Origin of the sequence: Leisingera sp. ANG1, assembly GCF_000203975.2 — a bacterium.
Taxonomy (GTDB): domain Bacteria; phylum Pseudomonadota; class Alphaproteobacteria; order Rhodobacterales; family Rhodobacteraceae; genus Leisingera.
The window spans coordinates 123,488-148,429 of sequence record NZ_AFCF02000002.1 but is presented as its reverse complement, the minus strand read 5'-3'; the positions used below and the strand labels follow the sequence as shown (position 1 = coordinate 148,429).

The following is a 24,942-nucleotide window of genomic DNA, read 5'->3' as shown; positions in this document are numbered from 1 at the left end:
CTGTTCCGTTAACAGCCCTTACCGGGGCGCTGATGGCGCCCCGGTCTTCCCCTCTCAGAGAACCTGAAGAATAATACGTTAGGAAAACACGTGAATGCCCTTCTGAAGGCGAAGAGTGCCTATTCGGCGGCAAAGACCCCGACCCGGACAGCAAAGAATTTCGAATATGAAGTGATTGCCCGCATTACCCGCAGGATGATCACGGCGACGCAAAAGGGCCGTGGCGGCTTCAATGAACTCGCAACAGCCTTGAATGACAACCGGAAGCTTTGGTCCATTTTCACTGTCGACATCGCTTCGAAAGGCAATCCTCTGCCCGATGATCTCAAGCAGAACTTGTTCGAGCTGGGAGAATTCACAAGACAACACACCACCAAAGTGCTTCAGCGCAAGGCCGATGTCCGGCCGCTGGTGGAAATCAATACGGCCATCATGCGTGGCCTCCGCAGCGGAGCATCCTGAAAATGAGCGGACTTGTCCTGAAACTTGCCCCCAAGGAGCGTGTCCTTGTGAATGGCGCGGTAATTGAAAACGGCGACCGCCGCAGCCGCCTGTCCATTGTAACACCGGATGCCAACATCCTGCGTTTGCGCGACGCAATTCATCCGGAAGAAGCCAACACTCCGGTGCGCCGCGTATGCTATGCAGCACAACTGATCCTGTCAGGTGATGCGGATCCCGAAGAGGAACGCCTGCCGATGTTGCGCCGGATCGAGGAACTGAGTCAGGTTTTTACCGACCCGGACAGCCGGTCATCAATTGCTGAGGCAACCGATGCCCTGATCAGCAACAACCACTACCGCTGTCTGAAAGCTTTGCGCACATTGCTGCCGCGGGAAGACCGGTTGTTTGCGGTCCGGCCATCATAATCGTCCGCCCGCCTGGCCTATCGAGGCAAAGGCGGGCTGAACTTGCCTAATGAACGCCATGACTGCTTTCCTGCCGTCGTTCGGGTTTAGGCTGTGCCGAAAGCGCCTGCTCGAGCTTCCGGTATCCTCACACCCCGCTGAACATCCTCGTTTTCACGACAAAGCCGGTAAAAACCCGCGTGAAACAGAGTATTCAGAAAGTTCTTTTCTCTGCCGAAACACTTGCTGTGGCCAGGTTGCAAGTTATCCCATTCGCAAGAGAGACTTCTTGATAAGAATAAGGCGCAAAACTTAACTCCTGAAGTTAAGTATCAGCTTGAAAACAAGTGATTGCCAGCCGAGTGACCGTCTGCTGCGGCGGCCTACTGTCATCAAGCGACAACGGCCAAACTTACCGGAAATGATGGAAACATTCTCCTTCAGCAGTACAAAATCGCAATCTATTGATGCTCCAGAGACACCTCCGGTGTTTACAAACCGGCGCACCGCAGCTTGACTGCATACTCGTTGAGGCCAGCAACCTGTCCTCGTCAACCTTGCCCAGAAGATCCGCAGACGGCAATAAACAGACAGCGGGTTATGTCTCCTGCTTACGGAAACCTTTGTCCTTAATCCACGGGCAGCGGACTAGCTGGATGGCACTGCCCTTTTGCAGAAAGGAGCCCCGCACAGCCAAGCGGCTTAATGAGTTTTGCTGAAGCAACCCTGTTAGGCAGCCGAACACGGGCAGAACAGCGCGGCTAAGGCATCAGCTTGCTACCTTTGCGGATTCCACCTCATCGTATCTTCGTAATTGGTTTCAACGCCCAGCCTTGGCCCGGCGCAACATCAGGAGCAGGCGATTGAAACTGCTGGTAATGCCCTCCGGGTCCTCACGTCCGAAGAACGCATCCAGTTCTGGCCACAATTTTACTGCCTGATCCAGCACTGCGTCATTGCCTTCGGCGTACAGCCCAGCCCTGATCATCACCTCTGACTGCTCATAAGCGCCCAGGTATTTTCGCACATCTTTGATCGCCTCGTTTTCATCAGCAGAGGCAGCCGCAGGCAGACTGCGTGACACCGAACGTGAAACGTCGATCGCGGGAAACCGGCCGCGTTCGGCGATTTCGCGGTTCAGGACAATGTGCCCATCCAGAACACCGCGCAGAATATCCGCAATCGGTTCATCCATATCGGATCCGGCGACAAGAACACTGAAAACGGCTGTGATATCGCCCTGCCCTTCGCCCCCAGGCCCGGCCCGTTCGCACAGCCCGGTAATCAGAGGTGTCACTGAAGGCGGGTATCCGCGCAACGCAGGTGCCTCGCCGGAGGCCGCGGAGATTTCCCGGTGCGCCTCAGCAAAACGGGTGACGGAGTCAGCCAGGAAAAGCACGTTTTTGCCTTGATCGCGGAAGTGTTCTGCCACCGTCATGGCCGCCCAGGCACACCGGCGGCGTACCAGTGCGGACTGGTCGGACGTCGCAGCCACCACAACGGCCCGGCGCATGCCCTCAGGCCCCAGCACCTGTTCGACAAAGTGATTCACCTCTCGCCCGCGCTCGCCAATCAGTGCCATTACCACCACATCGGCTTCCATGCTTTGCGCCAGTTTTGCCAGAAGCGAAGACTTCCCGACCCCGGAGCCGGCAAAAAGACCAACCCTCTGCCCGCGCACAATCGGGAGAATCGTGTTCAGGACTGCCTGCCCGGTGGCCAGCCGCTCACCCATGGACCGGCGGCCTGCAGCCTTGGGGGGCGGTGCCATCAGATCGCGCGGTGTGCTGCCCGGCAGCATTGGGCGGCCATCCAGCGGCTCGCCAAACGGATCAATAACGCGGCCGATCCAATGGTCGCTGGGGGAAAACTCCGGTGACGGGTGCAGCAAAACCGGATCCCCGATCGCAGCACCATCCGGAGACCGGTCAGGCAACATACTGATATTGCTACCATTAATCTTCAGGACTTCGCCATGCAACGCGTCCTGCGGCCCACGGCGCAGCACCAGCCGATCACCGATTCGCGCCGCTGCAGCCAGGCCGCTGATTTCGATTTCCCCGCCCGAGATCCCTGTCACCCGGCCGACTTGGGTTACCAGGCGTTTTCCGGCAATTTGACGGGTCAGTGCTTGCAGCTCTGCTTTCATCGCAGCGGCCTCCCTTGGTGTCCTGAAAACAATTTCTAAAGGAATCGGGGTTAAGCCTTGATTGAAATAGATCAAGGGAGAAGCCCTGGTGTTCACAGAATTGAACGTATTCAAAATCGCCTATTCCATGGCGACCCATGCCGGCAAACGCCAGGCTCTGGTTTCCCAGAATATCGCCAATGCCGATACACCGGGTTACCACGCCAAGGATATCAAACCCTTCAAAGAAGTCTTCGCTGCCGGTGCCCGCCCGGCCAGCATGATCGCGTCCCGCGGCAGCCATCTGAATGGCACCGCTGGCAGCGGCATGGACTGGGCTGTCACCTCAACTGATGCCGGCAGCGATCCCAATGACAATTCCGTTTCTGTCGAAACCGAACTCCTGAAAGGGGTGGAGGTCGCCCGCCAGCACAAGCGCGCCATGGCGATCTACAAATCCTCCATGAACATCCTGCGCGCCAGCCTGGGCAAGAACTGAGGAGGATAAGCGATGAGTGAGTTTTCCAGAGCCCTTTCCGTCACTGCCAGCGGCCTCAAGGCCCAGGCTTCGCGGCTGCGGCACGTGTCCGAGAACATTTCCAACGCCGACACCCCGGGCTACCGCCGCAAAACCGTACCATTTGAAGCCGTGCGCGAGCTGCAAACGGACGTGGAGCATGTGCGCACCGGCAAGGTCACCCTGGACCGGCGGGACCTGGAGGAGGTCTATGACCCCTCCCATCCGCTGGCGGATGAAAGCGGGCATTATGAGGGCTCGAATGTCGATCTGATGATCGAGATCGCCGATGCCCGCGAAGCACAGCGCAGCTACGAGGCCAACCTGAAAATGTTCGAGCAGACCCGCTCGATGTCGGCCTCCTTGATGGACCTTTTGAGACGATAACTGAAATTTTTGGAGATCCAGAATGGATATTCGCAGTCTTTCCGCCGCCAGCGGCTATGCCGCCGCCCGGCCCGCCACCAAAGTCGACCCCAATCATGACGCCGCTGGCGCGGGGGCAGGCGCACGTCTGAAAGAAAGCTTCGAGAGCTTCGCAGCAACCCTTCAGAGCAGCGAGCAGGTTTCCGTGCAAGCAATGACCTCTCAGGCTGACCCGCATGCACTGGTGCAGGCACTCGCCCAAACCGAGCTGGCGGTCGAGACCGCCGTCACCGTGCGCAACAAGGTTGTAGAGGCCTACCAGGAAATCCTGAGGATGCCGGTCTGAGCCATGATGAGCGAGAGCCTCTTCTATGACACCCTGCGCCAGGCCATGTGGGCGGCTGTCACCATGTCGACTCCGATTCTGGTTGTCGCCCTGGTTGTCGGCCTGTCCATCGGCCTGTTCCAGGCGCTGACCTCGGTGCAGGAGATGACCCTGACATTCGTGCCCAAGCTGACAGCAATCATAGTCGTGTTCTGGATGACCATGGGCTTCATGACACAAACACTGGTGGCCTTTTTTAATGGCCACGTCATTCCGATGATTGCGGGAGGCTCGTAATGGAAACTGCAGGCTACGCTACACTTTCCCGCCAGTCGGGGCTGATGCGCGAAATGCGTGTCATTGCAAACAACATCGCCAACTCAGCGACAACAGGTTACCGGCAGGAAGGGCTGATCTTCTCAGAATTCGTGCAGTCCTCTCAGGGGCAGCAATCACTGTCGATGTCGCGTGCGAACATTTTCAACACTTCCATGGAGCAGGGTCAGCTCACAGAAACCGGCGGAAACTTTGATTTCGCAGTTGAGGGTGACGGCTTCTTCATGGTCGAAACACCCCAGGGTGAGCGGTTGACCCGCTCCGGTGCATTCTCTCCTAATGCCGCAGGCGATCTTGTGACCATGGATGGTTTCCGGGTCCTGGATGCTGGCCGCGCGCCAGTCTTTGTCCCGCCGGACGCAGGCAAGATTGAAGTGGGTGCTGATGGCTCCATCAGCGCAAACGGACGGTTGCTAGGGCAGCTGGGGCTTTTCAAGCCTGTGGAGAGCCACACGCTGGTGCGTGAGGACGGGGTAATGTTCCGCGTCGATGGGGAAATTGAAGAAACATTGGACGCAAAAGTCCTGCAAGGCTTCCTCGAAGGCTCCAACGTGAACGCGATATCCGAGGTGACCCGGATGATCGAAGTGCAGCGCGCCTATGAAATGGGCCAGAGCTTCCTCCAATCGGAAGACGAGCGCATCCGCAACGCCATCAAGAACTTGATCAAGACCTAGGAGAATCCAGATGCGTGCCCTGAAGATCGCCGCGACCGGCATGAGCGCCCAGCAGCTGCGGGTGGAGACCATCTCCAACAACCTCGCCAACATGAACACCACCGCCTACAACGCACGGCGCGCCGAATTTGCCGACCTGCATTATCAGCAGATTTCGCGGGCTGGTACCGTGAATGCTTCCGACGGCACGGTGCTGCCAACCGGCGTCCAGGTGGGGCTCGGTGTGCGTGCGGCTGCCGTCTCGGTGCATCTGGCACAGGGCGCGCTGCAACAGACCAACAACGACCTGGATGTCGCCATCGACGGCAAAGGGTACCTGGAGGTGACCCTGCCGTCCGGCCAAAGCGCCTATACACGCGATGGCGCGCTGAAACGCACGGCAGAAGGGCTGATTGTGACTTCGGACGGGTTTGCGGTTTCGCCTGAAATCACCATCCCCGACGACGCCACCAGCATCTCGATTAATGCCGAGGGCGAAGTCTACGGGTATTTCAACGAAACCACCGAAGGCCAGCTTTTGGGCCAGCTGTCCCTGGCCAGTTTCACCAATCCCAAAGGGCTTGAGGCAATCGGCAGCAACCTGTTCACCGAGACAGAGGCTTCCGGAAATGCGGCGGTTTCCACGGCGGGCGAGGACGGACTGGGCACTTTCCGCCAGGGTTACCTGGAAGCCAGCTCGGTTGATGCGGTGCGTGAAGTCACCGAGCTGATCGAAGCCCAGCGCGGCTACGAAATGAATGCCAAGGTCATCTCGGCTGTCGACCAGATGATGGGTGCAACCACACAGGTGCGCTGATGAAACTTGCCCTTGCCTGCCTGACTGCCGCTGCGCTTTGTACCCCGCCTGCTTGGGCGGAGTACTTGGTTCCGCTGCGCACAATCCGGGCAAAAGCTATCGTGAACGCAGAGGATCTGGCTCTGAAAAAGGGCGAAATTCTTGGCGCGCTATCAGATCCTTCAGACGTGATCGGCATGGAAGCACGCGTGGCGCTTTATGCAGGCAGGCCTATGCGGCCGGGCGATATCGGCCCGCCTGCCATTGTCGAACGTAATGACCTTGTGACTTTGATATTCCGCCAGGGCGGTCTGACCATCGCAGCCGAGGGCCGTGCCTTAGGCCGCGGCGCTGCAGGCGAAGCTCTCCGGGTCATGAACCTTTCTTCCCGCACAACCGTCACCGGGCGGATCACCAACGACGGCTCCGTAGAGGTAAACTGATGTCTAAGAAATTCTCCCCCGTAAAACCGCTTCTCTTTGGACTGGCCCTTCTTGGGGCCTGCGGCCGGATGGATCATCTGGGCAAGGCGCCGTCCTTCACCCCAGCCAATGAATCGCCTGAGCATGTTGCTATGCTTTACCAAGGCCTGCCGACGCAAACCCAGACACGGCGCACCGTCGATGGCTCCTCGCTTTGGAGCGGCTCTCAGCAGTCGCTGCTCGGCGACCGCCGCGCCATCAAGCGCGGCGACATCCTGACGGTGGTGATCGAAATCGACGAAGAGGCGGAAATTTCAAACGACACCCAGAGGTCGCGCTCGGGTTCCGAGACCCTGAACATGCCGCAGCTTCTGGGTCTGCCGCAACGGCTTGACCGGAAACTGCCGGAAGGCGCCTCCTCCGCTGACGCAGTAGAACTTGGCAGCTCCAGCGCCTCCGGCGGTAAGGGATCTGTCAAGCGCAGTGAGAAGCTGGAGTTGCGGGTCGCAGCAACAGTTGTCGACGTGCTGCCCAACGGGGTGCTGGCAATCAGCGGCACCCAGGAACTGCGCGTGAATTTCGAACTGCGCGAGCTTCTGGTTACGGGTTATGTCCGGCCTCAGGATATCAGCCGCCAAAACGAAATTACGTATGACAAGATCGCTTCTGCCCGTGTGTCCTATGGCGGCCGCGGTCAAATCACCGATGTGCAGCAGCCACGCTACGGCCAGCAGCTGCTTGATGTTGTCCTGCCGTTCTGAGGATTGCCATGCTTTCGAAACTCCTGCCAGTCATTCTGCTGATCCTGGGAACCGGGGGCGGCATCGGCGCCGGCATCATGCTGGCGCCAGCACCTGAGGAAAACCACGCCGCGTCCGGAACGGACCCAAGCCATGTCCCCGCAGCGGTTGCCGAGGATTCCTCTGAAGAAAGCGAAGAGGACCTGCGCGAATACATCAAGATCAACAACCAGTTCGTGGTGCCGGTTGTTGATCGCGACCAGCTGACTTCACTGGTGGTCATTTCCCTAAGCCTGGAAACTGCAAAGGGAACCAGCGAGAAGGTGCGTGCCTATGAGCCCAAGCTGCGCGATGTCTTCCTGCAAGTATTGTTCGATCATGCGAATATGGGCGGCTTCCGTGGCGCCTTCACCCGTTCGGACGTGCTGGAGCCGCTGCGCACCGCCCTGCGCGAAGCCGCACAGAAGCATGTCGGTAAGGGAATTTATGATGTGCTGATCATGGAGATATCCCGTCAGGACGTCTGACCAGGCAGGAACGTGTTAAGCACGAAGGCCGGTCCATAGGGACCGGCCTTTTCCGTCTGCCCGAAACCGCACGCTTCAACCTTCCAGAAGTTTGTCCATAAAGGCCTTGTTCTGCGCGGTCTTTTGGCGTTTACGCTCTGCGGCGGCCATAGTTTCAACAGCATGCTTCCGCCCGAATGCCTTGCGCAACTGATCCATCATCCGCAGTTTTTGCGCGGTAGCCTTAGCAAGATCCATGTTCAGCTGGCGCCGTGTGCGTGTATGCCAACCCTGCCAAAGAAGATCCGCACCCATAGCTTTCATAGCGTGGTCGCCATCTGCTTGTTCCCGGGTGGCCTGCACTTGTTCATTGAGCTTGGCCAGCTGGCCGCGCAGTTCTGCTTCACGCGCAAGTGCCGGCTGGATTTTGGCATGCTCCTGCATGTACTGCGCAGCAGTCACTGCCGCCATTTGGTCGAGCATCTTTTGCTTCATGTGATTTTTCCTTTGGCGCGCTTACGCATTTCCTCGGCAAAACGGATTGCCGCAGCCACTGGCGCATAGTGTTCTTCCAGGATTTCGTCGCCAATTTCGATTGTGGCATGCAACGCACGGGCGGTTGGCGGGTCGCTGTGGATCGGGACGGCATTTTCATTGGCCACGCGCCGGATTGCTGCGGCAACTTCATCAACCCCTTTGGCTATACAAACCGGCGCGGCACCCTTCTCTCTGCTCCATTTCAGGGCAACTGCGTAATGGGTTGGGTTGACGATCACCACATCCGCATTCGGCACCTCGGCCATCATCTGGCCCAACGCGATCTCCTGGCCACGCTGACGCCGCTTGCCTTTCATATGGGGATCCCCTTCGGCATCCTTCATTTCGTCCTGGATTTCCTTGCGCGACATCATGTTTTTACGGCGGTGTTCAGCATGCTGGAAGACAGCATCCACAACTCCGATCGCCAAAGAGATCACCAGTGCAAGGAACAGAAACTCCAACGCCAGTTGCGACAGCATCAGCACGACCGATTGCGGCCCGGTGCCAGACGACGAAATCATGTCAGGCAGCCGATGGCTTAAATAGACACCCAAGCATATCGAATAGAGCATCAGCTTCAGAAAGCTTTTCAGGAATTCGAACAGGCCCGACCTGCCGAATTTGTTCTTGGCATTGGAAATAATTGAGACACGCGACAGTTTCGGCTCCAGCTTACTGGGCGCAAAAACCAAGGCGCGCTGACCGACGATCGACAGAAGAACAAGAGCAAATGGCACTAGGAACCACGGCAGAATTGGCCGCAGCACGCTGCTGGCAAAGCCCCCCACTGGTGCCGCCGCGGACCCGCCATCAAAGAACAGCGGCGCCAGTCTGTCGGGCTGGTCCAGAAAAGCCATCAGAGCGGTACCGGTCCCTTCAACACTACTGCTTCCGGCCGCATAAAATGCTACGATTAGCCCAAGGTAAGCCGCGGCCACAGACAGGTCGGTGGATTTGGCAACTTCGCCCTTCTCCCGGGCCTTCCGGAGCTTCTGCTCCGTCGGCTCGAATGACTTGTCAGAATCGTCGTCCTGGCCGCTCATGGCATTCCTGCTGCTGGATTTGCCAGAAAAGTCATCAAGGCCCGGGACCAGACATCCAGAATCATCGGACTGCCGACCATCAGGATGAACAATCCAAAGAAGGTGATGACCGGTGCGCCGACCATGGCGACCATCAGCTGCGGCATTGCCCGGTTAATCACCCCAAGCGCCAAGTTGTAGATGACCGCGGTGATGACGAACGGAGCTGCCAGCGTGAAGGCCATCGAAAAGCTCTCCGACACCCGAAACACGCCCCATTCCGTCAGTCCAGCTGCGGCAGGAAACTGGCCGGCGGGAAACATCCGGTAGGATCCGATCAGCAACTCTGCCACCCGGACATGCAGTCCCAGCATCACTGCCAGGGTCACGCCGGAGATCATTAGAACAGCCCCAAGCGCCGGCATCGGTTCAGCTCCGATTCCTCCCAAAACCTGCGACAAGGAGGTACTTTGCGCCGCCATAGTCCCAGCGGTTTGCAGGGCCAGAACAAAAATCCGAGCGCCGATGCCAAGAGCCAGGCCGATGATCGCTTCGGTTACCGCAAACCGGGCATATCCCATGACCCCATCCGGTTCGGGGAAGGGCGGCAATGCCGGGGCAACCACAAATGTAAAGGCAACCGCGATCGCCAGTTTCACGCGGGTGGGAACATAAAGTTCCCCCATCGCAGGCAATACCGAAACCATAGCAGAAACCCGTAGGAAGACTATGGCAGCATGCCAGAATCCTGCCCCCAGCAGCAGTACCAGCTCTGGTGGCAGAAAGTTCATGTTCATGCCTGGACCATCCCAACCAAAGCCGGCCGCGCCTCGAGACCGATTTCCTCGAACGACAGAACTGGGTTGGTGATTCCACGCGATTTCAGAATCGTCTTCAGGTACCGGCGGCGGCGTGTAGAAGTCACAACCGCAGCAAAAATCCCCTGATCGGTGATTGAGCCCAGCTTGTCGCTCAGCCCATCGGCAAGCAGGTTGAACAAGTCAGGCGGCAAGGCGATATCCAGCCCCGCACCCTGCGCGTCCACTTGGTAAGTCGAAAACTTGTCTTCCCACTCCGGCGCCAGCTGGATCAATGGAATGGTGCCGTCCTCGCGCTTCATTTCTGCAACCAGCTGGAACCCCAGACGCTGGCGCACATGCTCGCAGATCAGTTCCGGCTGTGTGGTGTGCATCCGCGCCTCGGCAATCGATTCAAGGATCAACGGCATATTGCGGATCGAAACCCGCTCCTCGAGCAGCAGCCGCAACACCGCATGCAGTGTATCCATCGGCACCTTTTCCGGCACCAGAGCATCCAGAAGTTTGCGGTTCGCCTCTGCCCGGAAGCCATCGGACAACTGCGTCATCTCGTCGAGCAGGCGGCGCAGTGACTTGAGCGTCAACAGGCGGGAGAAGTTCTGCTTGATAATCTCCAGCAGATGAGTGGCCAGGATTTCCGGCGGGGTGACAACTGTGGCGCCGGCCAGCGCCGCCTGTTCCTGCGACTTAGAAGAGATCCAACGGGCCGGCGCGCCGTAAACCGGCTCAGTCACGTCAGTTCCGGGCGGCAGTGCTTCGTGGTTGTCTGGCATCAGTGCCAGAACCATGTCTGGATGCAGCGTGCCGCGCACCTGTTCAACACCCTGAACTTTGATCACATATGTGCCCCTTTCCAGTTCATGCTGATCCGTAAGCCGGATTTCTGGAAGGATAAGGCCAAAAGTTGTGGCGATATGGGACCGCATATTGGCGATCCGTGCGTCCAGCCCAGTGCCTGCATCCAAAACCATGCTCACAAGATCAGGCGAGAACTCCAGGTGAAGGTCGTCCAGGTCCAGAATATCACCGAGCGGCCGCGATGCCGCAGGATCAGAGGCTTCTTCGATCTTCTCCTCGATCTCAGCCTCGGCATCATTCATCTTTTTCTTGGCCATTCGGAACGCGATGAAACCCAATACGCCACCGCCTGTCACGAAAGGCAGAAACGGCAAACCGGGAACCAGTGCAAACAGACCCATCAAAACCGCAACAGTGGTCAGCGCGGCTGGGTGGCGGCCGAACTGATCGAAAAGTGCGATGTCGGTGGCGCCGGTTGTGCCGCCGCGAGCCAACAGAAGGGCAGCGGCGATGGAGATGATCACTGACGGGATCTGCGACACCAAACCGTCGCCCACGGTCAGAATGGCGTAAGTCTCAAACGCGCTGCCGACCGGCATGCCATGGACCAGAACGCCCATGATCAACCCCATCACAAGGTTCAGCAGAGTGATCAGCAGACCGGCAACTGCATCACCCTTGACGAACTTCGAGGCACCGTCCAGCGAGCCGAAGAACGTGGTTTCCTGCTGATCGCGCTCTCGGCGCTCCTTGGCAGTCTGGTGGTCGATTGCCCCCGCCGACATGTCAGCATCAATCGCCAATTGCTTACCCGGCATCCCGTCCAGAGCAAAGCGGGCGCCCACTTCGGCCATCCGCGCCGCACCCTTGGTGATCACCATGAAGTTAACGATCAGCAATACGCCAAACACCACAAGACCGAGGAAAACACTTCCGCCCATGACAAACTGTGCGAAGCCTTCGATAACGTTGCCTGCCGCATCAGTCCCCGAGTGCCCCTGGCCAATGATCAGCTTGGTTGAAGACACATTCAACGACAACCGAAGCATCAGAGAAGCCAGCAGGATCGTCGGAAACGAAGAAAAATCCAAAGGCCGCTCGATGAACAGTGTGATGGTGAAAATCAAAATTGCCAGTGCAAAGGATGCCGCCAGACCCACGTCCAGCACCCAGGCCGGCATAGGGAGGATCATCATCACAATGATCGCCATCAGCGCCAGCGCCAGGAGGACCGTTGGGCTGAAAAGTTGTTCTGTAGTCAATTTAGGCAATGGTCACGCCCCGCAATTTTGTCCTACTGGATCGGGTGAAGGCGTGGTTTCGCGTTCTGGCCGGCCGGACGGACGGCGTATCGTCAAAACCTCCCAGAAACGCTCTCAGCACAAGCACAGGAAAAATGCTGTTGGCTGACTGCGGCAATAGGCGAGCGGCAAATACAGCCCAGGCAGCCAACCAGGAGTTCTGCAGAATTGCTGTGTAGAGAGTTTGCACATGCGTGCACGCTAAGCCGGTGGCTGCGCCTGCTGCGCGCGGAATCGGCCCATGCGGGCAACTAATATTTTTGTTGTCTGGCATTCTGCCCGTTCCAAGTCAGGATTCACCCGCTTGTGACGTTACCGGCCACCAGTTGACAAAGTGTTAGCAGAATTGTCAGCGGCCGCCCCTGGGTGAGACGGCCGCCGAAATCCATCAAATCTGCTCAGATCACTGATTGTCAGTTGGTTTCTCCAGACCTGTACCGACTTGGTCCAGCAGGTCCGCAATGCCCCCGCGCGTGCCTTCGCTGCTTTCTACCAGTGCCCTAGCGTGAGCCAGCGGCGTCAAACCGACAGGATCCTGTGCAGTCTCTCCGATCTGTGTTGTGACAGATGCAACGGCCCCAAACGGCACAGCAGATTCTTCTTCGATGGTTTCAATGGCGCTCAGGTTTTCTGAATGCCAGAAACCGCGGGCAGCCGCGTCGGCTTCCTCTTCGGCCAGCAGGTACTCACCGGCTCGGCCGTATTCACCGTTCCGCCACAAGGCTTGAGCCCGCATATGATTGGCGGCCGACCCTTCCAACCCCATCAGTTCAACAAGCGCCCGATGCGGTTTTTCCAGCACCAATGCGGCCTCCGCCATCAGCAGGCGGCGGGTTTCATTTTCCGGCTCCAGAGCAAGCTTCGTAAGAAGCTCCTGTGCCTGTTGCGCAAAGCCAAGATCAAGAAGCCGGCGTGACACCTGAGCAGCCACTGGCGCAGCCTCAGCTGGTGTTGCCTGCTTAGCAAAAACCAGAGAGTACTGCAGGAATGTCACATCATCCGCACGTTCAGCCAGCAACAGCATCAACGGCTCTAGCGCCGCTGCGCGCGCATTTGGCCCGTCCCTCTCGGACACCCCTTGCAGTTCCTGGAAGGCTTCGTGGAACTGCCCCATCAATGCCAGGGAGGATACCAGAGAGCGGCGCAGTTCCGCACCAAGCTCCGTTTCGCGGTGTTCGAGCTCATAAGAGGCGATCAGGTCCGGTACATCGGGTGAAAGAGCTTTCCGCTCCTTTACGCTCAGCGCCACCAAGTCAATGAGAGCTTCCGGGGCGTTGCCTGTCCTCTCGGCCACTTCGCTGGTCAGTTCCTCAGCCATCTTCTCGCTGTCGCCTTCCAGCTCTGCAATCGCCGCTTCAGCCAGATTGATCTCCGGAACCTCTTCAACACCTGTCCGGTCAACCGCCCGCAGCACTGCTTCAGCGATGTGGTGGTTCCCAGCTTCGGCAAACATCTTGCTGAGCCGCGGCCCCAGATGCACACGAAGATGGATCGGCAGTTTGGAGAACGCTTGCTGAATGGCGTCGGTATTGGCGCTTTTCTTGACCGCGCCGTCAGCCAAGGCCCCCCACAAGGCGCTGTCCCCTTCACAACCCTGCTGGCCGGAAAACACATGATTAACCGGCAACGCGATGCCATCCATCAGCTTCGCCATGGTGTTCAGTACAGACACTTCAGAGCTTTCCTGCTGTTCAGGGGGCAGGATGGTCATGATCAAACGGGCCTCGGCCCCGAAGCTGAAAAACAGATAGAGCCTGGCAAGTGCATGAACGCTTGCCGGATTTACATCATCGAATTCCTGGACAAGAGCACTGCGCAACGGCGAGAGTTGGTCCGCAAAGGGACTTTCATTACCCCAAGTCTGGATGGCAACATCCTGATTCTTGAGGCAGTGTGACGCCTCGTTGCTGGCATCAGACAGAGCTGCGATCAGTCCGGTTTCTCGGTCAATTGCCGAGGTTACGGAAATGTGGTCAAGCGGATTGAGCGGCCGGTCAGCACCGCTGAGCGGGTCTAGCCCGGAAGACGTGACCGCAACCGAAAGCTCATCTACCGCTACTGTCAGCAGACCTTGATTGGCCGCCCGGCCAATCTGTTGCAACAAGCGTTGTTCGGATTTGCCCACAACAGCGGCGCGTTCCGACTCCTCCATGTCCAGCAGCAAGGCGGTTTCGGGGAGACCGGCAGGAACCGTTTCAGCCTCAACTACGGCATCTGATTCTGCATCTGCTTCTTCTACGGGTGCTTGACCGCCGTACAAAGGCAGTTCCACATCCATTTGCCCGGCACCGGGCGCCAGTGCAGTGGTAGAGGCCGACCCCGAAACTTCCGGAGCAGATCCATTTTGCGGCGGAGCCAATTGTACTCCGTCCTGTTTCCTGGCTACCGCCGCCGCTAGTTCCAGCGCCAGACGTGCATCCGCAGCAGCCGATTGGGTAAACCCAAACCGGTAGCCGGACCGCGGTGCCGGAGTGGTGAGCGGCAAAACACCTGCGGCAGAACGAAACTGCGGCGTTCGCGCCGGTTTGCCGCCGTCGCGGATATCTACCACCAGATAACCGTCTTTTTGAACGTATGACGTAACAGAGCAATCGCAACCCAACTGCAACCGCAGTGGCTTGCCTGGACCATTTTGAGCTAAAGATTGCAATCTTGTGCGGGGAATAAGATTGAACACTCGAGAGGTGTCAAAAACAGCCTCTGGAGCATCAATATTCACCGTGGCCGTCATGCCGCTTTGCGTCAGCGACCAGTCCGCGCCGTTCGGCAGCCGCATCACCAGGCGCGTGAACCCCTTGTGCTCGCCTGAGCGGGTTACGATTGTTTGCGCTTGGGCAGTGCCTGCCGTCAGAAGAACGGCTGCAATGGCAAATGCTCGCCAGATCATGCTGCGTCCTGTTTCACCGATTTGAGAGCTTCTTCAAGTTCCGAGAAGCCGGGCCGGAAATGCGAGGGCGTATTCTGACGGCCGACCTCAATGCAGATCGCCGCTGCGTGGTTGTGAAGATTGGCAACCAGAACCTCTCGGATCAGCTGATAAAAGTGTGAGTCTTCCTCGACCACGGCCTTCACTTTACCTGCGAAAGGGGCAACAAGGCCGTAAGACAGGAAAACCCCAAGGAACGTGCCAACCAGAGCACCGCCGATCAGCTTACCCAGCACCTCGGGCGGCTGGTCAATTGACCCCATGGTCTTGATCACACCCAAAACCGCCGCAACAATTCCAAGCGCCGGCAGGCCGTCAGCCATAGTTTGCAAGGCGTGGCTTGAGTGCAGCGCATGATGCAGATTTGCTTCCATCCGCTTTTCCAGCACCTCTTCGACCTGATGCGGATCGTCGTAATTCATCGAGGCCGAACGCATTGTGTCGCAGATCAGGTTCACGGCCTCCTTGTCGGCCAGGATCTTGGGGTACTTGTTGAAGACTGAGGAATTCTCCGGGTCCTCGATATGCTGTTCCACTTCAACCGGATTTGCCCGGGCGATGCGGATCAGAGCAAACAGCAGGCACAGCAGGTCGCGGTAGTCATCCGGCTTCCATTTGGGGCCTTTGAACACCTTGCCGATGTCCTTGAGAGTGTGTTTGACGCCCCCCATGTCATTGGCAATCAGGAACGCCCCGACCGCGGCACCGCCAATCATCATCATCTCAAACGGCAGCGACTTCAGAATGATCGCCATCTTGCCGCCGGCCAGAAGGTATCCGCCGAACACCATGGCAAAGATCACCACAATGCCTACAATCCCGATCATAGGTCCACTCCGAATTTCGTTGGTTTTTATTAGTTTAGGTGAGTCTTCCTAAGGAAAGACTAAGCCGTCGCGCCCAAGTTACTCCTTGGGCACGGAACCGTTGCGGCCGGCCAGCACCACGCTGATAGTATAGGCGGCTTCAGGGCTGAGACCGGCCATGATTCCAGCTGCGGCCTCAGGTTGCATCCGGGCCAGGAAACCAGCCGCAAAGGCCGGGTCCATTTCCTCAAACAACGCGGATGCTTCTTTAGGCTTCATTTGCTCGTAGACCGTGGTCAACCGGGTTACATCCGCCTCTGTCGCACCATCCGCAAGCGCCAAGGTGGCGCGCAGGTTTTCTTCTGCCTGCTCCAGAGCGGCCAGTTTCTTCTCGATTGCCTGATCGGCTATTTCCAGCGCTTTCATCCGGTCCTGGATTTCCGCCTCCCGGGCGGCCAAGACCTCTTCCCTCTGCTGAAACGCAGCCAGCATGGTCTGCAGTTCTGCAGAGGTAGGCATTGCATCACGATGCGGCTCACCTTTGTGCGCGGCCTCTTTCTGGCCACTTTCGTTCAGGCTCGCCACCTCTCGAGCGATAGCCGGTCCTGCTTCAAGCCCCAACCGCACAACAGCAGAGCCCATCAGCAGCAGTGCCAGCATCATCAGCGTTCCGCTGCGCCTGAAGCGTTTGGTCTTCTTTACCGCCTTCGCCATCACGCCACCCGGTTCTGGCTGCGGTTGTGACGCACAAACATCAAGCCGGAAGATTTGGGTTCTTCCTGCGTCTCGGCAGCGGGCTGCGGGTCAGCTTCATAGGCAGTTGCCATCGCCTCGTCCTCCGCTGCAGTTGCGGCCGCAGCCGGTGCAGCGCCTGTGTCTGGAATGTCATGCATGGAAGCCATCATAAGCTCCAACCGCTGGGCCACCGATTCGGCTCGGCCCGTCAGCTGCTGCAGCGCCTTGCTGGATCCGTCCGACACCTGCTGGGCCGATTGCAGCGATTTGTTCAGGTCATCAACCTGCGCAGACAGAACGGCAACCGCACCGCCCACACCTTTTTCCAGGTCATTGAACCGCTTCAGCCGGCGCGACAGCACCAGACAGTAGAATCCGGCACCCAGCGCTCCGGCTGCAAGCAGGATATCAGCAATAATGTCCATCCTGTCCTCCTAGTTCAGTACGAAATCCATGATCAGCAGATCACGCACCCGGCCCTGGCCGGTGGCAATATTGATCCGCCGCAGCATCTGTGCCCGCAGTTTCGGCAGCGCCATCGGATCAGAAAGATCCTCTAGCTCCAGTGCTCTCAGGTAGCTGTTCAGGACATCGACAACCCGCGGGAGGACTCTTTCGACCTCAGCCTGGTGCGCCAGGCCGACCTCAAGTTGCGCACGGAACCTCAAATGCCTCAAACCGCTGGCTTTGCGCAGGGTAATCACAATCGGGTCCATTTCGATAAAGGCGAGATTGGCGATATCCTCCGCCGTCTCGCCCGTGTCCACGCCTTCTGGCGCCACTTCGGCCGCGTGCACCGGTTCTGGTGCCGCTTTCTGACCAAAGGGAAGAAGGCCTGACTGAACGGCAAAGAATCCGCCGCCCGCGCCCGCCAAAGCCAGCACCGCCCCAATGATGAGGGGCAATTTGCCTTTCTTGGCCGGGGCATCTGCTTCGATATCTACTGCAGCATCTGTCATGGCTATCCCTAAAACGTCGTGCAGCCTCTTCATAACCTGCGAGGAACTAACCGAATGTTAAGGCCGATCCGTCAAAACGGTTGCATGCCGGAGAGAACGCCGGTGCGACGGAGGTTAATGTGCAGCAGATCAAGAATGTCTGGGCAGAAATGGACATGCGGAAGCGTCTGATTGCCGTGGGGGCCACGGTAATCATGATTCTTAGCGTCATCGCCATGTCCCATGTGGCAAGCAAGCCAACAATGACACTGCTCTACGCCGGGCTGGAAAGCGGCTCGGCCGGAGATGTGGTGCGGTCGCTCGAGCAGCGCGGCACTCAATTTGAGGTGCGCGGCGGCTCTATTTACGTGCCGTCCACGCAACGCGACGAACTTCGCATGACACTGGCCAGTGAAGGACTGCCGGCCAACGGTGGCAAAGGTTACGAACTGCTTGATTCGCTTAGCGGGTTCGGCACAACCTCTCAGATGTTCGATGCAGCATATTGGCGCGCGAAAGAAGGCGAACTGGCCCGTACCATTGTTGCCAGCCCGCATGTCAGCCAGGCTCGGGTGCATATTGCCAATACCGGATCGAACCCCTTTCAGCGCACTGTTGAACCCACGGCATCCGTATCAATTGTGCCCTTGGGGTCGCCGATCACACCAGCTCAGGCCAATGCAATTCGTTTCCTGGTTTCGTCTGCCGTTACCGGCCTGGCCGTGGACAATGTGGCCGTGATCGACGCCAATGGCGCTCTGATCGGTTCGACGGACGCGACGGCAGCGGCGGGCGCCGGAACGGATGACCGCTCGCAGACGATTCGCGAGCGGGTTTTGAGGCTGGTTGAAGCCCGCGTTGGCCAGGGCAATGCCGTTGTCGAGGTGAGCGTGGAAACCGTCACCGATACCGAATCGATCCGTGAAAAGCTGGTGGACCCCAAAAGCCGTGTCGCGGTCAGCACCGATGTCGAAGAACGCGCAGATTCCTCTACCAACCAGTCCGGGGAAGTCACGGTTGCTTCAAATATTCCCGATGGCGACGCCGCGTCGGGCCAGGGATCCAAAGCCAACACCAGCGCGACCCGGGAGCGAATCAACTACGAGATCTCGGAAACTGAAAAAGAAATTCTGCGCGGCCCCGGCGCGATTAAGCGCCTGACCGTTGCCGTTCTGATCAATGGCACCGCCGCCACTAACGACGCAGGGGAAACAGTATTCCAGCCGCGCCCGGAAGAAGAACTCGCAGCAATGCGGGAGCTGATTTCAGCAGCCGTCGGTTTCGATGAAAACCGGGGCGACGTAATCACCCTCAAGTCGATGGAACTGCCTGCCGTGGAACCGCAGGGTGTTGTGGCGACCTCTTCTTTCCTGGACACGCTCAACTTTGACGCCATGTCTCTGGTTCAAATCGCAGCGCTGGCCATCGTTAGCCTGATCCTAGGCCTTTTTGTTGTTCGGCCGATCCTGTCGAACCAGGGAGCATCGGCAGCAGCACTTCCTGCCCCTGGTGCGGGTCCCGATGCCCTGCCTGGCCTTCCCGGAATGGGCGGAGATGGCTTCATGACCGCGCCAGACTTGGGTGCCGGCTTGGCCTTGGATGGCGAAATTGAGAATAACGAAACCGGCCAGTTTGAGCCTCTCGGCGGACTGCCGGCAATGGGTACTGGTGACATGATGGGGGCCGTCGGCCTGCCGGCTCTGGGCGGCAGCACGGATGATCCCGTCGATCGCCTGCGCAGCCTAATCGGTGAACGGCAGGAAGAAACGGTTCAGATTCTGCGCGGATGGCTGGAAGAAAATAAGGAGCAGGCCTGATGACAATTGCACACTTGCTTGAAGATTTCGGAATGAAAACATTGGTGGAGCCAGCTGCACCTGCAATTTCCGAGGAACTCATCGAGGAACAGCGACTCGCGTCTTTCGAGAATGGCTACAGCGCTGGCTGGGATGACGCGGTGACGGCCAAGGATCAGGAGAACACGAGAATTTCTGCCGAACTGGCCAGCTCGCTGGAAGACCTCAATTTCACTTATCAAGAAGCGCAAAACCAGCTGCTCGATTCGCTGGATCCGATGTTTAAGGTGCTAACCAGCGCGGTACTGCCTGACACGATGGCGGCCTCTTTCGGGCACCACATTGTCGACCAGCTTGCAGGCATGGCCAAGGGCCAGACAGACCAGCCGATGCAGATCGTGGTAGCTCCTGGCGAGAGCGCTGCGGTGCGCAGCCTACTACCGGAAAATTTCTCGGTGCCGGTGACTGTAAAGGAGGACGGCGTGCTGTCTGCAGGCCAAGCCTATCTGAGAGTCGGAAGCGCTGAGTGCGAAATCAACTGCGATGCCCTTCTCGAATCGATCCAGGACTCGATTGAGGCCTTTACCTATCACGCAAATGAGGACAGCCACTATGGATGATGCTGCCGATCTCAACATGAAATCCGCTGACGCAAGCAACCCTTTCGTTTCAGTTCCGGTCGAAGTGGTCGTCTCGGTCGGCAAGGCCCGGCCGCTGATCCGCGACCTGGTCAGCCTCGGCGAAAATGCCATCCTGACCTTGGACAAACGCGTCGAAGACCCGGTGGATCTATATGTCGGTGACCGGTTGGTTGCCCGCGGCCAGTTGGAAGAGCTGGAAGGTGACCAAGCAGGCCAGTTGGCCGTGCGCCTGACGGAAATTGCCGATCTGCAAAGCGGTTTGGGATGACACATACGACATTTGTGCGGGCGGCTCTGGTCTCAGTGCTTCTGCTGGCCTTGCCGCACACCGCCCTGGCTCAAGAATTGAGCCTCTCGCTGGCAGACGGGCAGTCAATCTCCGCCCGCTCAATCCAGCTGATCCTTCTGATTACGGTGCTCAGTCTGGCCCCTGGCCTTCTGATCATGATCACTTGCTTCCCGTTCCTGGTGACAGTTCTGTCGATCCTTCGCCAAGGCATCGGCCTGCAGCAGGCGCCCCCCAACATGCTGATTATCAGCTTGGCTCTTTTTCTGACCTATTTCGTGATGGAGCCGGTCTTCACTGAAGCCTGGACCACCGGAATCAACCCGCTTCTGGAAGAGCGGCTGGAACCAGGTGAGGCCATTACCCGCAGTCTGGAGCCGTTCCGGGCATTCATGGCCAACCGGCTGGATCCGGATACTTTCTATGCAATTGCGGATCTCAGGCCGGAAACCCAGGGCCTTGACCCGGTACCGGAAGCGCCACTTTCGGCGCTGGTGCCGAGTTTCCTGCTGTCTGAGATCGCCCGCGCTTTTCAGATCGGTTTTCTGGTTTTTCTGCCTTTCCTCGTCATCGATCTCGTCGTTGCCGCGATCCTGATGTCGATGGGCATGATGATGGTTCCTCCTGCCATCGTCTCCCTGCCCTTCAAACTGGCGTTCTTCGTTGTCGCAGATGGCTGGAGCCTGATCGCCACGGCACTGGTGCGCAGCTATTACCCCTAAGACTTAATAAAATACGACTGGAAATGCCGGGCACCTGCAGTGCCCGGCGATTTTTACGGCCGGAGCAGCAGCACCTGCGGCTTTCTATTACGCCCGTAAACACTCTGCTTGCCAGGGACACTGCTTCCAAGCCAGTAGCCTTCGGGCAAGTTTACCACAGCAGTTCCAGCATGTTGCAGACGTGCGAACCCGGATTCGTCACTCAGTCTCCAACGTCCTTTGGGATAAACCCTGCATTGCACTCTGTCTGCGACATGCCCGAAGTCCCGGTGAGCAATACAGTTCAACTAGCCATTTCCAGCCGGTCTCCTCACCAACTACGGCTGCGTGCGACAGCAGCTGACAAAAAAAATCCGGCCCTTTTTGTAAGGGGCCGGGCCAGTTTTCACCTTCAGTACTTTGGGTCAGCGAACCACGAATTCCGCATGCAGGGCTCCGGCCGCCTTCAGGCTCTTGAGAATATCGATCATGTCCCGTGGCGAAACGCCCAAGGCGTTCAATCCTGCAACAACTTCAGACAGTGAAGTAGTCTCCGGAACTTCCGCCAATTGAATGCCTTCCTCTTCCTCAATTGCCGCGCCAGTGCGCGGCACGACTACAGTCTCGCCGTCAGAGAACGGATTTGGCTGCACAACCAGCGGAGTTTCCTCGATCCGCAAGGTCAGATTCCCCTGGGCTACGGCCACACGAGAGATCCGCACATCACTGCCCATCACGATCGTGCCGGAACGCTGATCCACAACGACGCGCGCTTTGCGCTGCGGCTCGACAAGGATGTTTTCGATCCGCCCCACTGCGTGGGCAGTTGAGCGGGTATTAGTGCGGCGGATATCTACCTCAACCGTGCCGGAATCACGCATAAGTGCAACGTTACCGCCAAATTCGGCATTGATTGCCCGCTCGATCCGCCCAGCGGTCGTAAAATCCGGTTCGCGCAGTGCCAGCCTCATTGAGCTGAGCGAAGCCAAATCGAAATCAATCTCCCGCTCAACCCGGGCGCCTGAAGGAATTACACCGGCTGTCGGCACCCCTTGGGTCACACTAGCCGCATCACCTTCGGCAACTGCCCCGCCCGCCAGGATCGTGCCCTGGGAAACCGCGTAAATTTGCCCGTCAGCCGCATTCAGCGGGGTCATGATCAGTGTTCCGCCAAGCAAGCTCTTGGAATCGCCGATAGCGGATACCGTGACATCAATGGTGCTTCCGACACGGGCAAAGGGCGGCAAAGTTGCAGTCACAAACACCGCGGCAACATTTTTTGGCCGGAATTGCTCGCCAGTCACGTTGACGCCGAGGCGCTCCAGAATGTTGGACATGATTTCTTCGGTAAAGGGCGAATTGCGCAAACCGTCACCGGTACCGTCCAAACCGACAACCAAGCCATAGCCGACCAAATCGTTACCACGGACACCGTCAAATTCCACCAAGTCCTTGAGGCGTATGGTGTTTGCCTGTGCCACTGCCGGCAGCAGGAACAGGCAAGCAATAAGGAGACGCAGAATTCCGATCATGAGATATACTTCAGCAGGGAAAGTTGGGAACTGCGCGAGGTTACTGTGTAGAGCCCCTCAAGCTGTGTTTGCGCTTCCTGCAGCCGGGTATATGTCTCATACGGGTCAGCAGAAACCAGGTTGTTCTTGACGATGCTCAGGCTGGTCTTCGAAGCCTCGTTCCGGGTGTTGATCGCATCCAGCCGCCCTTCGATAAAGCCGACATCGGCCTGTACCTTGATCAGCCGGTCTTCGCTTTCAGTCAGCTCGCTGCTGGCCTCGATGACCAGATCGATTTTCACGTCCTCGCTCAGGCCGAGGCTGGGTTCGTCAGCCAGTGCCGTGATGACATAACTTTGCAGCGCGTGCTTAAGGCTGGGATCTGTGGCCTGGATACCCAGCGAGACCTGCTCTCCTTCACCCACCGTTACCGGCTGCAAAGGAGTTGCCGAACCATTGTACATCACCGCGTCAAAACCAGCCGGGTCGTCAAACCAATCCTTGACTGCCTGAATGATGTCATTGGCTGTTGTCAGCCCCGACACTTCCGTCAGCACTGCGCCCATCAGGGTTCCGGAATTGTTGAGCGGTTTGGTATCCGTTGCCGTACCAGCAAAAATGGTACGGCCACCCACAGAAGTGTTCATCAGATTGATGGCGCTGGATATCCTTTGCTTGGCCTGGCTGCCGAACTGTTCGGCGTTATACTCATCCATAGCTGGCGACAGCGTCAGGATATCATTGCGCATGGCCTGAACTTGGCTTTGCACCTTTTCAAGGCTGCCCTGGATAGTGGTGGCAAACAGCTGCACTTCGCTGTTGGTAACCATGTAGCTGTCAAGCCGGTTCAGATTGCTTTCCAGGTCCGCCAGGTAAGTGAAGTCTCCCCCCAGCCGTTCGGTCAAGTTGGAAGTTTTACCTGTGGCAAATTCCTCGGAAAGCGTTGTGACGTTTTCCTTCAGATCAGCGTTGCGGCTGCGGAGAAAGAGGTGCTGCGCCATATCGCCGTAAGAATTAATAATCATGCGTCAGATCCTCAGAAGTGTTTCCATAAGCTCATCGACAACGGAGATCACCCGTGCGTTGGCAGCGTAGTACTTTTCCACCAGCAGCAGATTCTGAAGTTCGGCGTCAGTATCAACCCCGAGTGCGAGTTCCGCCTGGCTCAACTCGTTGAAGCTGGTGGCCGCAAAAGCGGAGCCTCGGGCGGCAGTTTCGTTGTCCTGCGCAAAACGCGATAACAGATTTGCGCTCAATGTACTTGCCGTCAGATCCGACGTTCCGAGACCAACCGATGACACCGTACGGGTGGTGTTGAGCGCATCGGAATAGGCCTGCAGCAGGCTAGAGTCGCCGGGGTCGCCAGGCGCCGCCGCATAAAGCCCATCACGAAAACGCCATGTCTCCGCGCTGCCGGTCAGGGACACCAGATCATTCAATTCGATCCGGTTGGAAATACCGACGGTATTGGAAGCATCAAAGACGCCGCCGTCGTCAGTAAAGATGCCGGCATCGGTCACGCCGATTGTGCCATCCAAAGCCGGGTCCTGAAACCGTTCGATCAGGTCTCGGGCCATCGCATCCAGATCTTCCTGGGCCTCCACGGCGGTCACATCGCGGATCTCGAACTGCGCGGTCAGCGTGCCGCCACGCAGCGACCCCTCCGGGCTGGTATCGATCAGCCTGCCATTGACCTCAAGACCGGACAGCATACCGTTGCCAAGCGTCATATGCGGCATGATATCCCGCGAAGGATTAAAGCTCAGCTCGGACGCTTTGCCATCCAAGAGCATCACCCCACCGGTAGAGTAGAGCGTCACTTGCCCGTTATCGCGCCGGACAACATTAACTGGAATGATCTTGTTCACTTGGTCGATCAGCTGGTCCCGCTGGTCGTGCATTGAGACAGCATCCATGCCACCAGCTTCCACGACCATGATGCGGGCATTCAGCTTTTCAATTTCCTTTAACGCCTGGTTCACCGTGTCAACCTGGCTGTTGATCGCACTATCAGCGTTTATCCTCAGGCCGCGCAGCCCTTCAGCCGTGCGGGAAATCGAATCCGCCAATGTCTCCGCCTTTACCGAAAGATCGTTCAGCCGAGGCTGTGAATCCGGACGCGATACGACTTCAATCAAGGAAGACTCAAACTCAGATAGCTGGGATGCAAGAGACATCTCGTCATCCACGGTACCAACCAGATCGGACATCCGTTCAAAAAAATCAGCCTGAACCTTGGCCGCGCCAAAGTCCGCTTCGGCAACCCTGCGGTTTGAAATCACTACCGGGTCGTTTAGACGCTGGACGTCACCAATCCGGACTCCGGGAACACCGGAACCGGGACTATTAAGATCCAGAACGCGGCGCGTGTACCCCGGTGTCAAGGCATTGGCGAGGTTCTCTGAAACGATCTGCGAAGAGCGGCTGGCCGCAGACAGGCCGCTCATCGCACTGTTTAGGGCGGAGTAAATTGACATTTTTCA

The 24,942-nt window shown here is 57.9% G+C and carries 28 protein-coding genes; 15 read left to right on the top strand and 13 right to left on the bottom strand.

The window, feature by feature from the left end:
- Window positions 1–90: 90 nt before the first annotated feature.
- Both flaF and flbT read left to right on the top strand, forming a co-directional pair.
- The gene (gene flaF / locus GC1_RS06185; RefSeq protein WP_019295211.1) at window positions 91–462 is read left to right on the top strand and encodes a flagellar biosynthesis regulator FlaF; all 372 of its coding nucleotides are present in this window, start codon (window positions 91–93) and stop codon (window positions 460–462) included.
- Between the two features lie 2 nt (window positions 463–464).
- Window positions 465–869, top strand: a complete 405-nt coding sequence (flbT, locus tag GC1_RS06180; protein WP_019295212.1) for a flagellar biosynthesis repressor FlbT — start codon at window positions 465–467, stop codon at window positions 867–869.
- Between the two features lie 799 nt (window positions 870–1,668).
- On the opposite strand, the gene GC1_RS06175 is transcribed toward flbT, so the two are convergent.
- Window positions 1,669–2,997 carry a FliI/YscN family ATPase gene (locus GC1_RS06175; RefSeq protein WP_019295213.1) on the bottom strand — a complete coding sequence of 443 codons (1,329 nt, stop codon included), beginning with the start codon at window positions 2,995–2,997 and terminating at the stop codon, window positions 1,669–1,671.
- 88 nt (window positions 2,998–3,085) lie between these two features.
- Between GC1_RS06175 and GC1_RS06170 the strand changes: the two genes are divergently transcribed.
- The 9 genes from GC1_RS06170 to GC1_RS06130 are packed head-to-tail and all read left to right on the top strand — an operon-like array spanning window position 3,086 to window position 7,661.
- Window positions 3,086–3,475, top strand: coding sequence for a FlgB family protein (locus GC1_RS06170; RefSeq protein ID WP_019295214.1), 390 nt, complete (start codon window positions 3,086–3,088; stop codon window positions 3,473–3,475).
- Window positions 3,476–3,487: 12 nt separating this feature from the next.
- Window positions 3,488–3,880 (top strand): flagellar basal body rod protein FlgC, encoded by a 393-nt coding sequence (gene flgC, locus GC1_RS06165; RefSeq protein ID WP_019295215.1) that lies wholly within the window; start codon window positions 3,488–3,490, stop codon window positions 3,878–3,880.
- 22 nt (window positions 3,881–3,902) lie between these two features.
- Window positions 3,903–4,205, top strand: coding sequence for a flagellar hook-basal body complex protein FliE (fliE, locus tag GC1_RS06160; protein ID WP_019295216.1), 303 nt, complete (start codon window positions 3,903–3,905; stop codon window positions 4,203–4,205).
- Window positions 4,206–4,208: 3 nt separating this feature from the next.
- A complete protein-coding gene (locus GC1_RS06155) occupies window positions 4,209–4,481 on the top strand; it encodes a flagellar biosynthetic protein FliQ (RefSeq protein WP_019295217.1) in 273 nt (90 codons plus the stop codon).
- Entirely contained in the window at window positions 4,481–5,197 is a 717-nt protein-coding gene (locus tag GC1_RS06150) for a flagellar hook-basal body complex protein (protein WP_019295218.1), read from the top strand. Before GC1_RS06155 ends, GC1_RS06150 begins: the two co-directional genes overlap by 1 nt.
- Before the next feature lie 10 nt (window positions 5,198–5,207).
- Window positions 5,208–5,993, top strand: a complete 786-nt coding sequence (gene flgG, locus GC1_RS06145) for a flagellar basal-body rod protein FlgG (RefSeq protein WP_019295219.1) — start codon at window positions 5,208–5,210, stop codon at window positions 5,991–5,993.
- Window positions 5,993–6,415: a flagellar basal body P-ring formation chaperone FlgA gene (gene flgA, locus GC1_RS06140; protein WP_019295220.1), complete on the top strand. Its 423-nt coding sequence runs from the start codon at window positions 5,993–5,995 to the stop codon at window positions 6,413–6,415. The genes flgG and flgA overlap by 1 nt, the downstream gene beginning before the upstream one ends.
- On the top strand, window positions 6,415–7,155 hold the full coding sequence (gene flgH / locus GC1_RS06135; protein ID WP_019295221.1) for a flagellar basal body L-ring protein FlgH: 741 nt from the start codon (window positions 6,415–6,417) through the stop codon (window positions 7,153–7,155). Before flgA ends, flgH begins: the two co-directional genes overlap by 1 nt.
- A gap of 8 nt (window positions 7,156–7,163) precedes the next feature.
- Window positions 7,164–7,661 (top strand): flagellar basal body-associated FliL family protein, encoded by a 498-nt coding sequence (locus tag GC1_RS06130; protein WP_019295222.1) that lies wholly within the window; start codon window positions 7,164–7,166, stop codon window positions 7,659–7,661.
- A gap of 75 nt (window positions 7,662–7,736) precedes the next feature.
- Here GC1_RS06130 and GC1_RS06125 read toward each other — a convergent pair whose 3' ends face one another.
- From GC1_RS06125 to GC1_RS06085, 9 genes are all read right to left on the bottom strand, one after another.
- Complete coding sequence (locus GC1_RS06125) at window positions 7,737–8,135, bottom strand: hypothetical protein (protein ID WP_019295223.1); 399 nt, start codon at window positions 8,133–8,135, stop codon at window positions 7,737–7,739.
- Window positions 8,132–9,223 carry a flagellar type III secretion system protein FlhB gene (gene flhB / locus GC1_RS06120; protein ID WP_019295224.1) on the bottom strand — a complete coding sequence of 364 codons (1,092 nt, stop codon included), beginning with the start codon at window positions 9,221–9,223 and terminating at the stop codon, window positions 8,132–8,134. Before flhB ends, GC1_RS06125 begins: the two co-directional genes overlap by 4 nt.
- Window positions 9,220–9,999: a flagellar biosynthetic protein FliR gene (locus GC1_RS06115; RefSeq protein WP_019295225.1), complete on the bottom strand. Its 780-nt coding sequence runs from the start codon at window positions 9,997–9,999 to the stop codon at window positions 9,220–9,222. Before GC1_RS06115 ends, flhB begins: the two co-directional genes overlap by 4 nt.
- Entirely contained in the window at window positions 9,996–12,029 is a 2,034-nt protein-coding gene (gene flhA / locus GC1_RS06110; RefSeq protein WP_443136563.1) for a flagellar biosynthesis protein FlhA, read from the bottom strand. Before flhA ends, GC1_RS06115 begins: the two co-directional genes overlap by 4 nt.
- Before the next feature lie 493 nt (window positions 12,030–12,522).
- Entirely contained in the window at window positions 12,523–15,006 is a 2,484-nt protein-coding gene (locus GC1_RS06105) for a hypothetical protein (protein WP_019295227.1), read from the bottom strand.
- Window positions 15,003–15,872 (bottom strand): flagellar motor stator protein MotA, encoded by an 870-nt coding sequence (gene motA, locus GC1_RS06100; RefSeq protein WP_019295228.1) that lies wholly within the window; start codon window positions 15,870–15,872, stop codon window positions 15,003–15,005. The genes GC1_RS06105 and motA overlap by 4 nt, the downstream gene beginning before the upstream one ends.
- Before the next feature lie 78 nt (window positions 15,873–15,950).
- A complete protein-coding gene (locus GC1_RS06095) occupies window positions 15,951–16,565 on the bottom strand; it encodes a MotE family protein (RefSeq protein ID WP_019295229.1) in 615 nt (204 codons plus the stop codon).
- Window positions 16,565–17,011 (bottom strand): hypothetical protein, encoded by a 447-nt coding sequence (locus GC1_RS06090; RefSeq protein ID WP_019295230.1) that lies wholly within the window; start codon window positions 17,009–17,011, stop codon window positions 16,565–16,567. Before GC1_RS06090 ends, GC1_RS06095 begins: the two co-directional genes overlap by 1 nt.
- A gap of 9 nt (window positions 17,012–17,020) precedes the next feature.
- The gene (locus GC1_RS06085; protein WP_019295231.1) at window positions 17,021–17,545 is read right to left on the bottom strand and encodes a flagellar basal body-associated FliL family protein; all 525 of its coding nucleotides are present in this window, start codon (window positions 17,543–17,545) and stop codon (window positions 17,021–17,023) included.
- 119 nt (window positions 17,546–17,664) lie between these two features.
- Between GC1_RS06085 and fliF the strand changes: the two genes are divergently transcribed.
- From fliF to fliP, 4 genes are read left to right on the top strand one after another with little or no spacing between them, the layout of a single operon-like run.
- Window positions 17,665–19,341, top strand: coding sequence for a flagellar basal-body MS-ring/collar protein FliF (fliF, locus tag GC1_RS06080; protein ID WP_029204724.1), 1,677 nt, complete (start codon window positions 17,665–17,667; stop codon window positions 19,339–19,341).
- Complete coding sequence (locus tag GC1_RS06075; protein ID WP_019295233.1) at window positions 19,341–19,940, top strand: hypothetical protein; 600 nt, start codon at window positions 19,341–19,343, stop codon at window positions 19,938–19,940. The genes fliF and GC1_RS06075 overlap by 1 nt, the downstream gene beginning before the upstream one ends.
- Window positions 19,933–20,229: a FliM/FliN family flagellar motor switch protein gene (locus GC1_RS06070; RefSeq protein ID WP_019295234.1), complete on the top strand. Its 297-nt coding sequence runs from the start codon at window positions 19,933–19,935 to the stop codon at window positions 20,227–20,229. The genes GC1_RS06075 and GC1_RS06070 overlap by 8 nt, the downstream gene beginning before the upstream one ends.
- A complete protein-coding gene (fliP, locus tag GC1_RS06065) occupies window positions 20,226–20,969 on the top strand; it encodes a flagellar type III secretion system pore protein FliP (protein ID WP_019295235.1) in 744 nt (247 codons plus the stop codon). Before GC1_RS06070 ends, fliP begins: the two co-directional genes overlap by 4 nt.
- 404 nt (window positions 20,970–21,373) lie before the next feature.
- Here fliP and GC1_RS06060 read toward each other — a convergent pair whose 3' ends face one another.
- Genes GC1_RS06060 through flgK form a run of 3 tightly spaced genes read right to left on the bottom strand, consistent with a single transcriptional unit; the run spans window position 21,374 to window position 24,936 of the window.
- Window positions 21,374–22,480 carry a flagellar basal body P-ring protein FlgI gene (locus tag GC1_RS06060; protein ID WP_019295236.1) on the bottom strand — a complete coding sequence of 369 codons (1,107 nt, stop codon included), beginning with the start codon at window positions 22,478–22,480 and terminating at the stop codon, window positions 21,374–21,376.
- Window positions 22,477–23,484, bottom strand: coding sequence for a flagellin (locus GC1_RS06055; RefSeq protein ID WP_019295237.1), 1,008 nt, complete (start codon window positions 23,482–23,484; stop codon window positions 22,477–22,479). The genes GC1_RS06060 and GC1_RS06055 overlap by 4 nt, the downstream gene beginning before the upstream one ends.
- Before the next feature lie 3 nt (window positions 23,485–23,487).
- Window positions 23,488–24,936, bottom strand: coding sequence for a flagellar hook-associated protein FlgK (gene flgK / locus GC1_RS06050; protein ID WP_019295238.1), 1,449 nt, complete (start codon window positions 24,934–24,936; stop codon window positions 23,488–23,490).
- Between the last annotated feature and the right edge of the window lie 6 nt (window positions 24,937–24,942).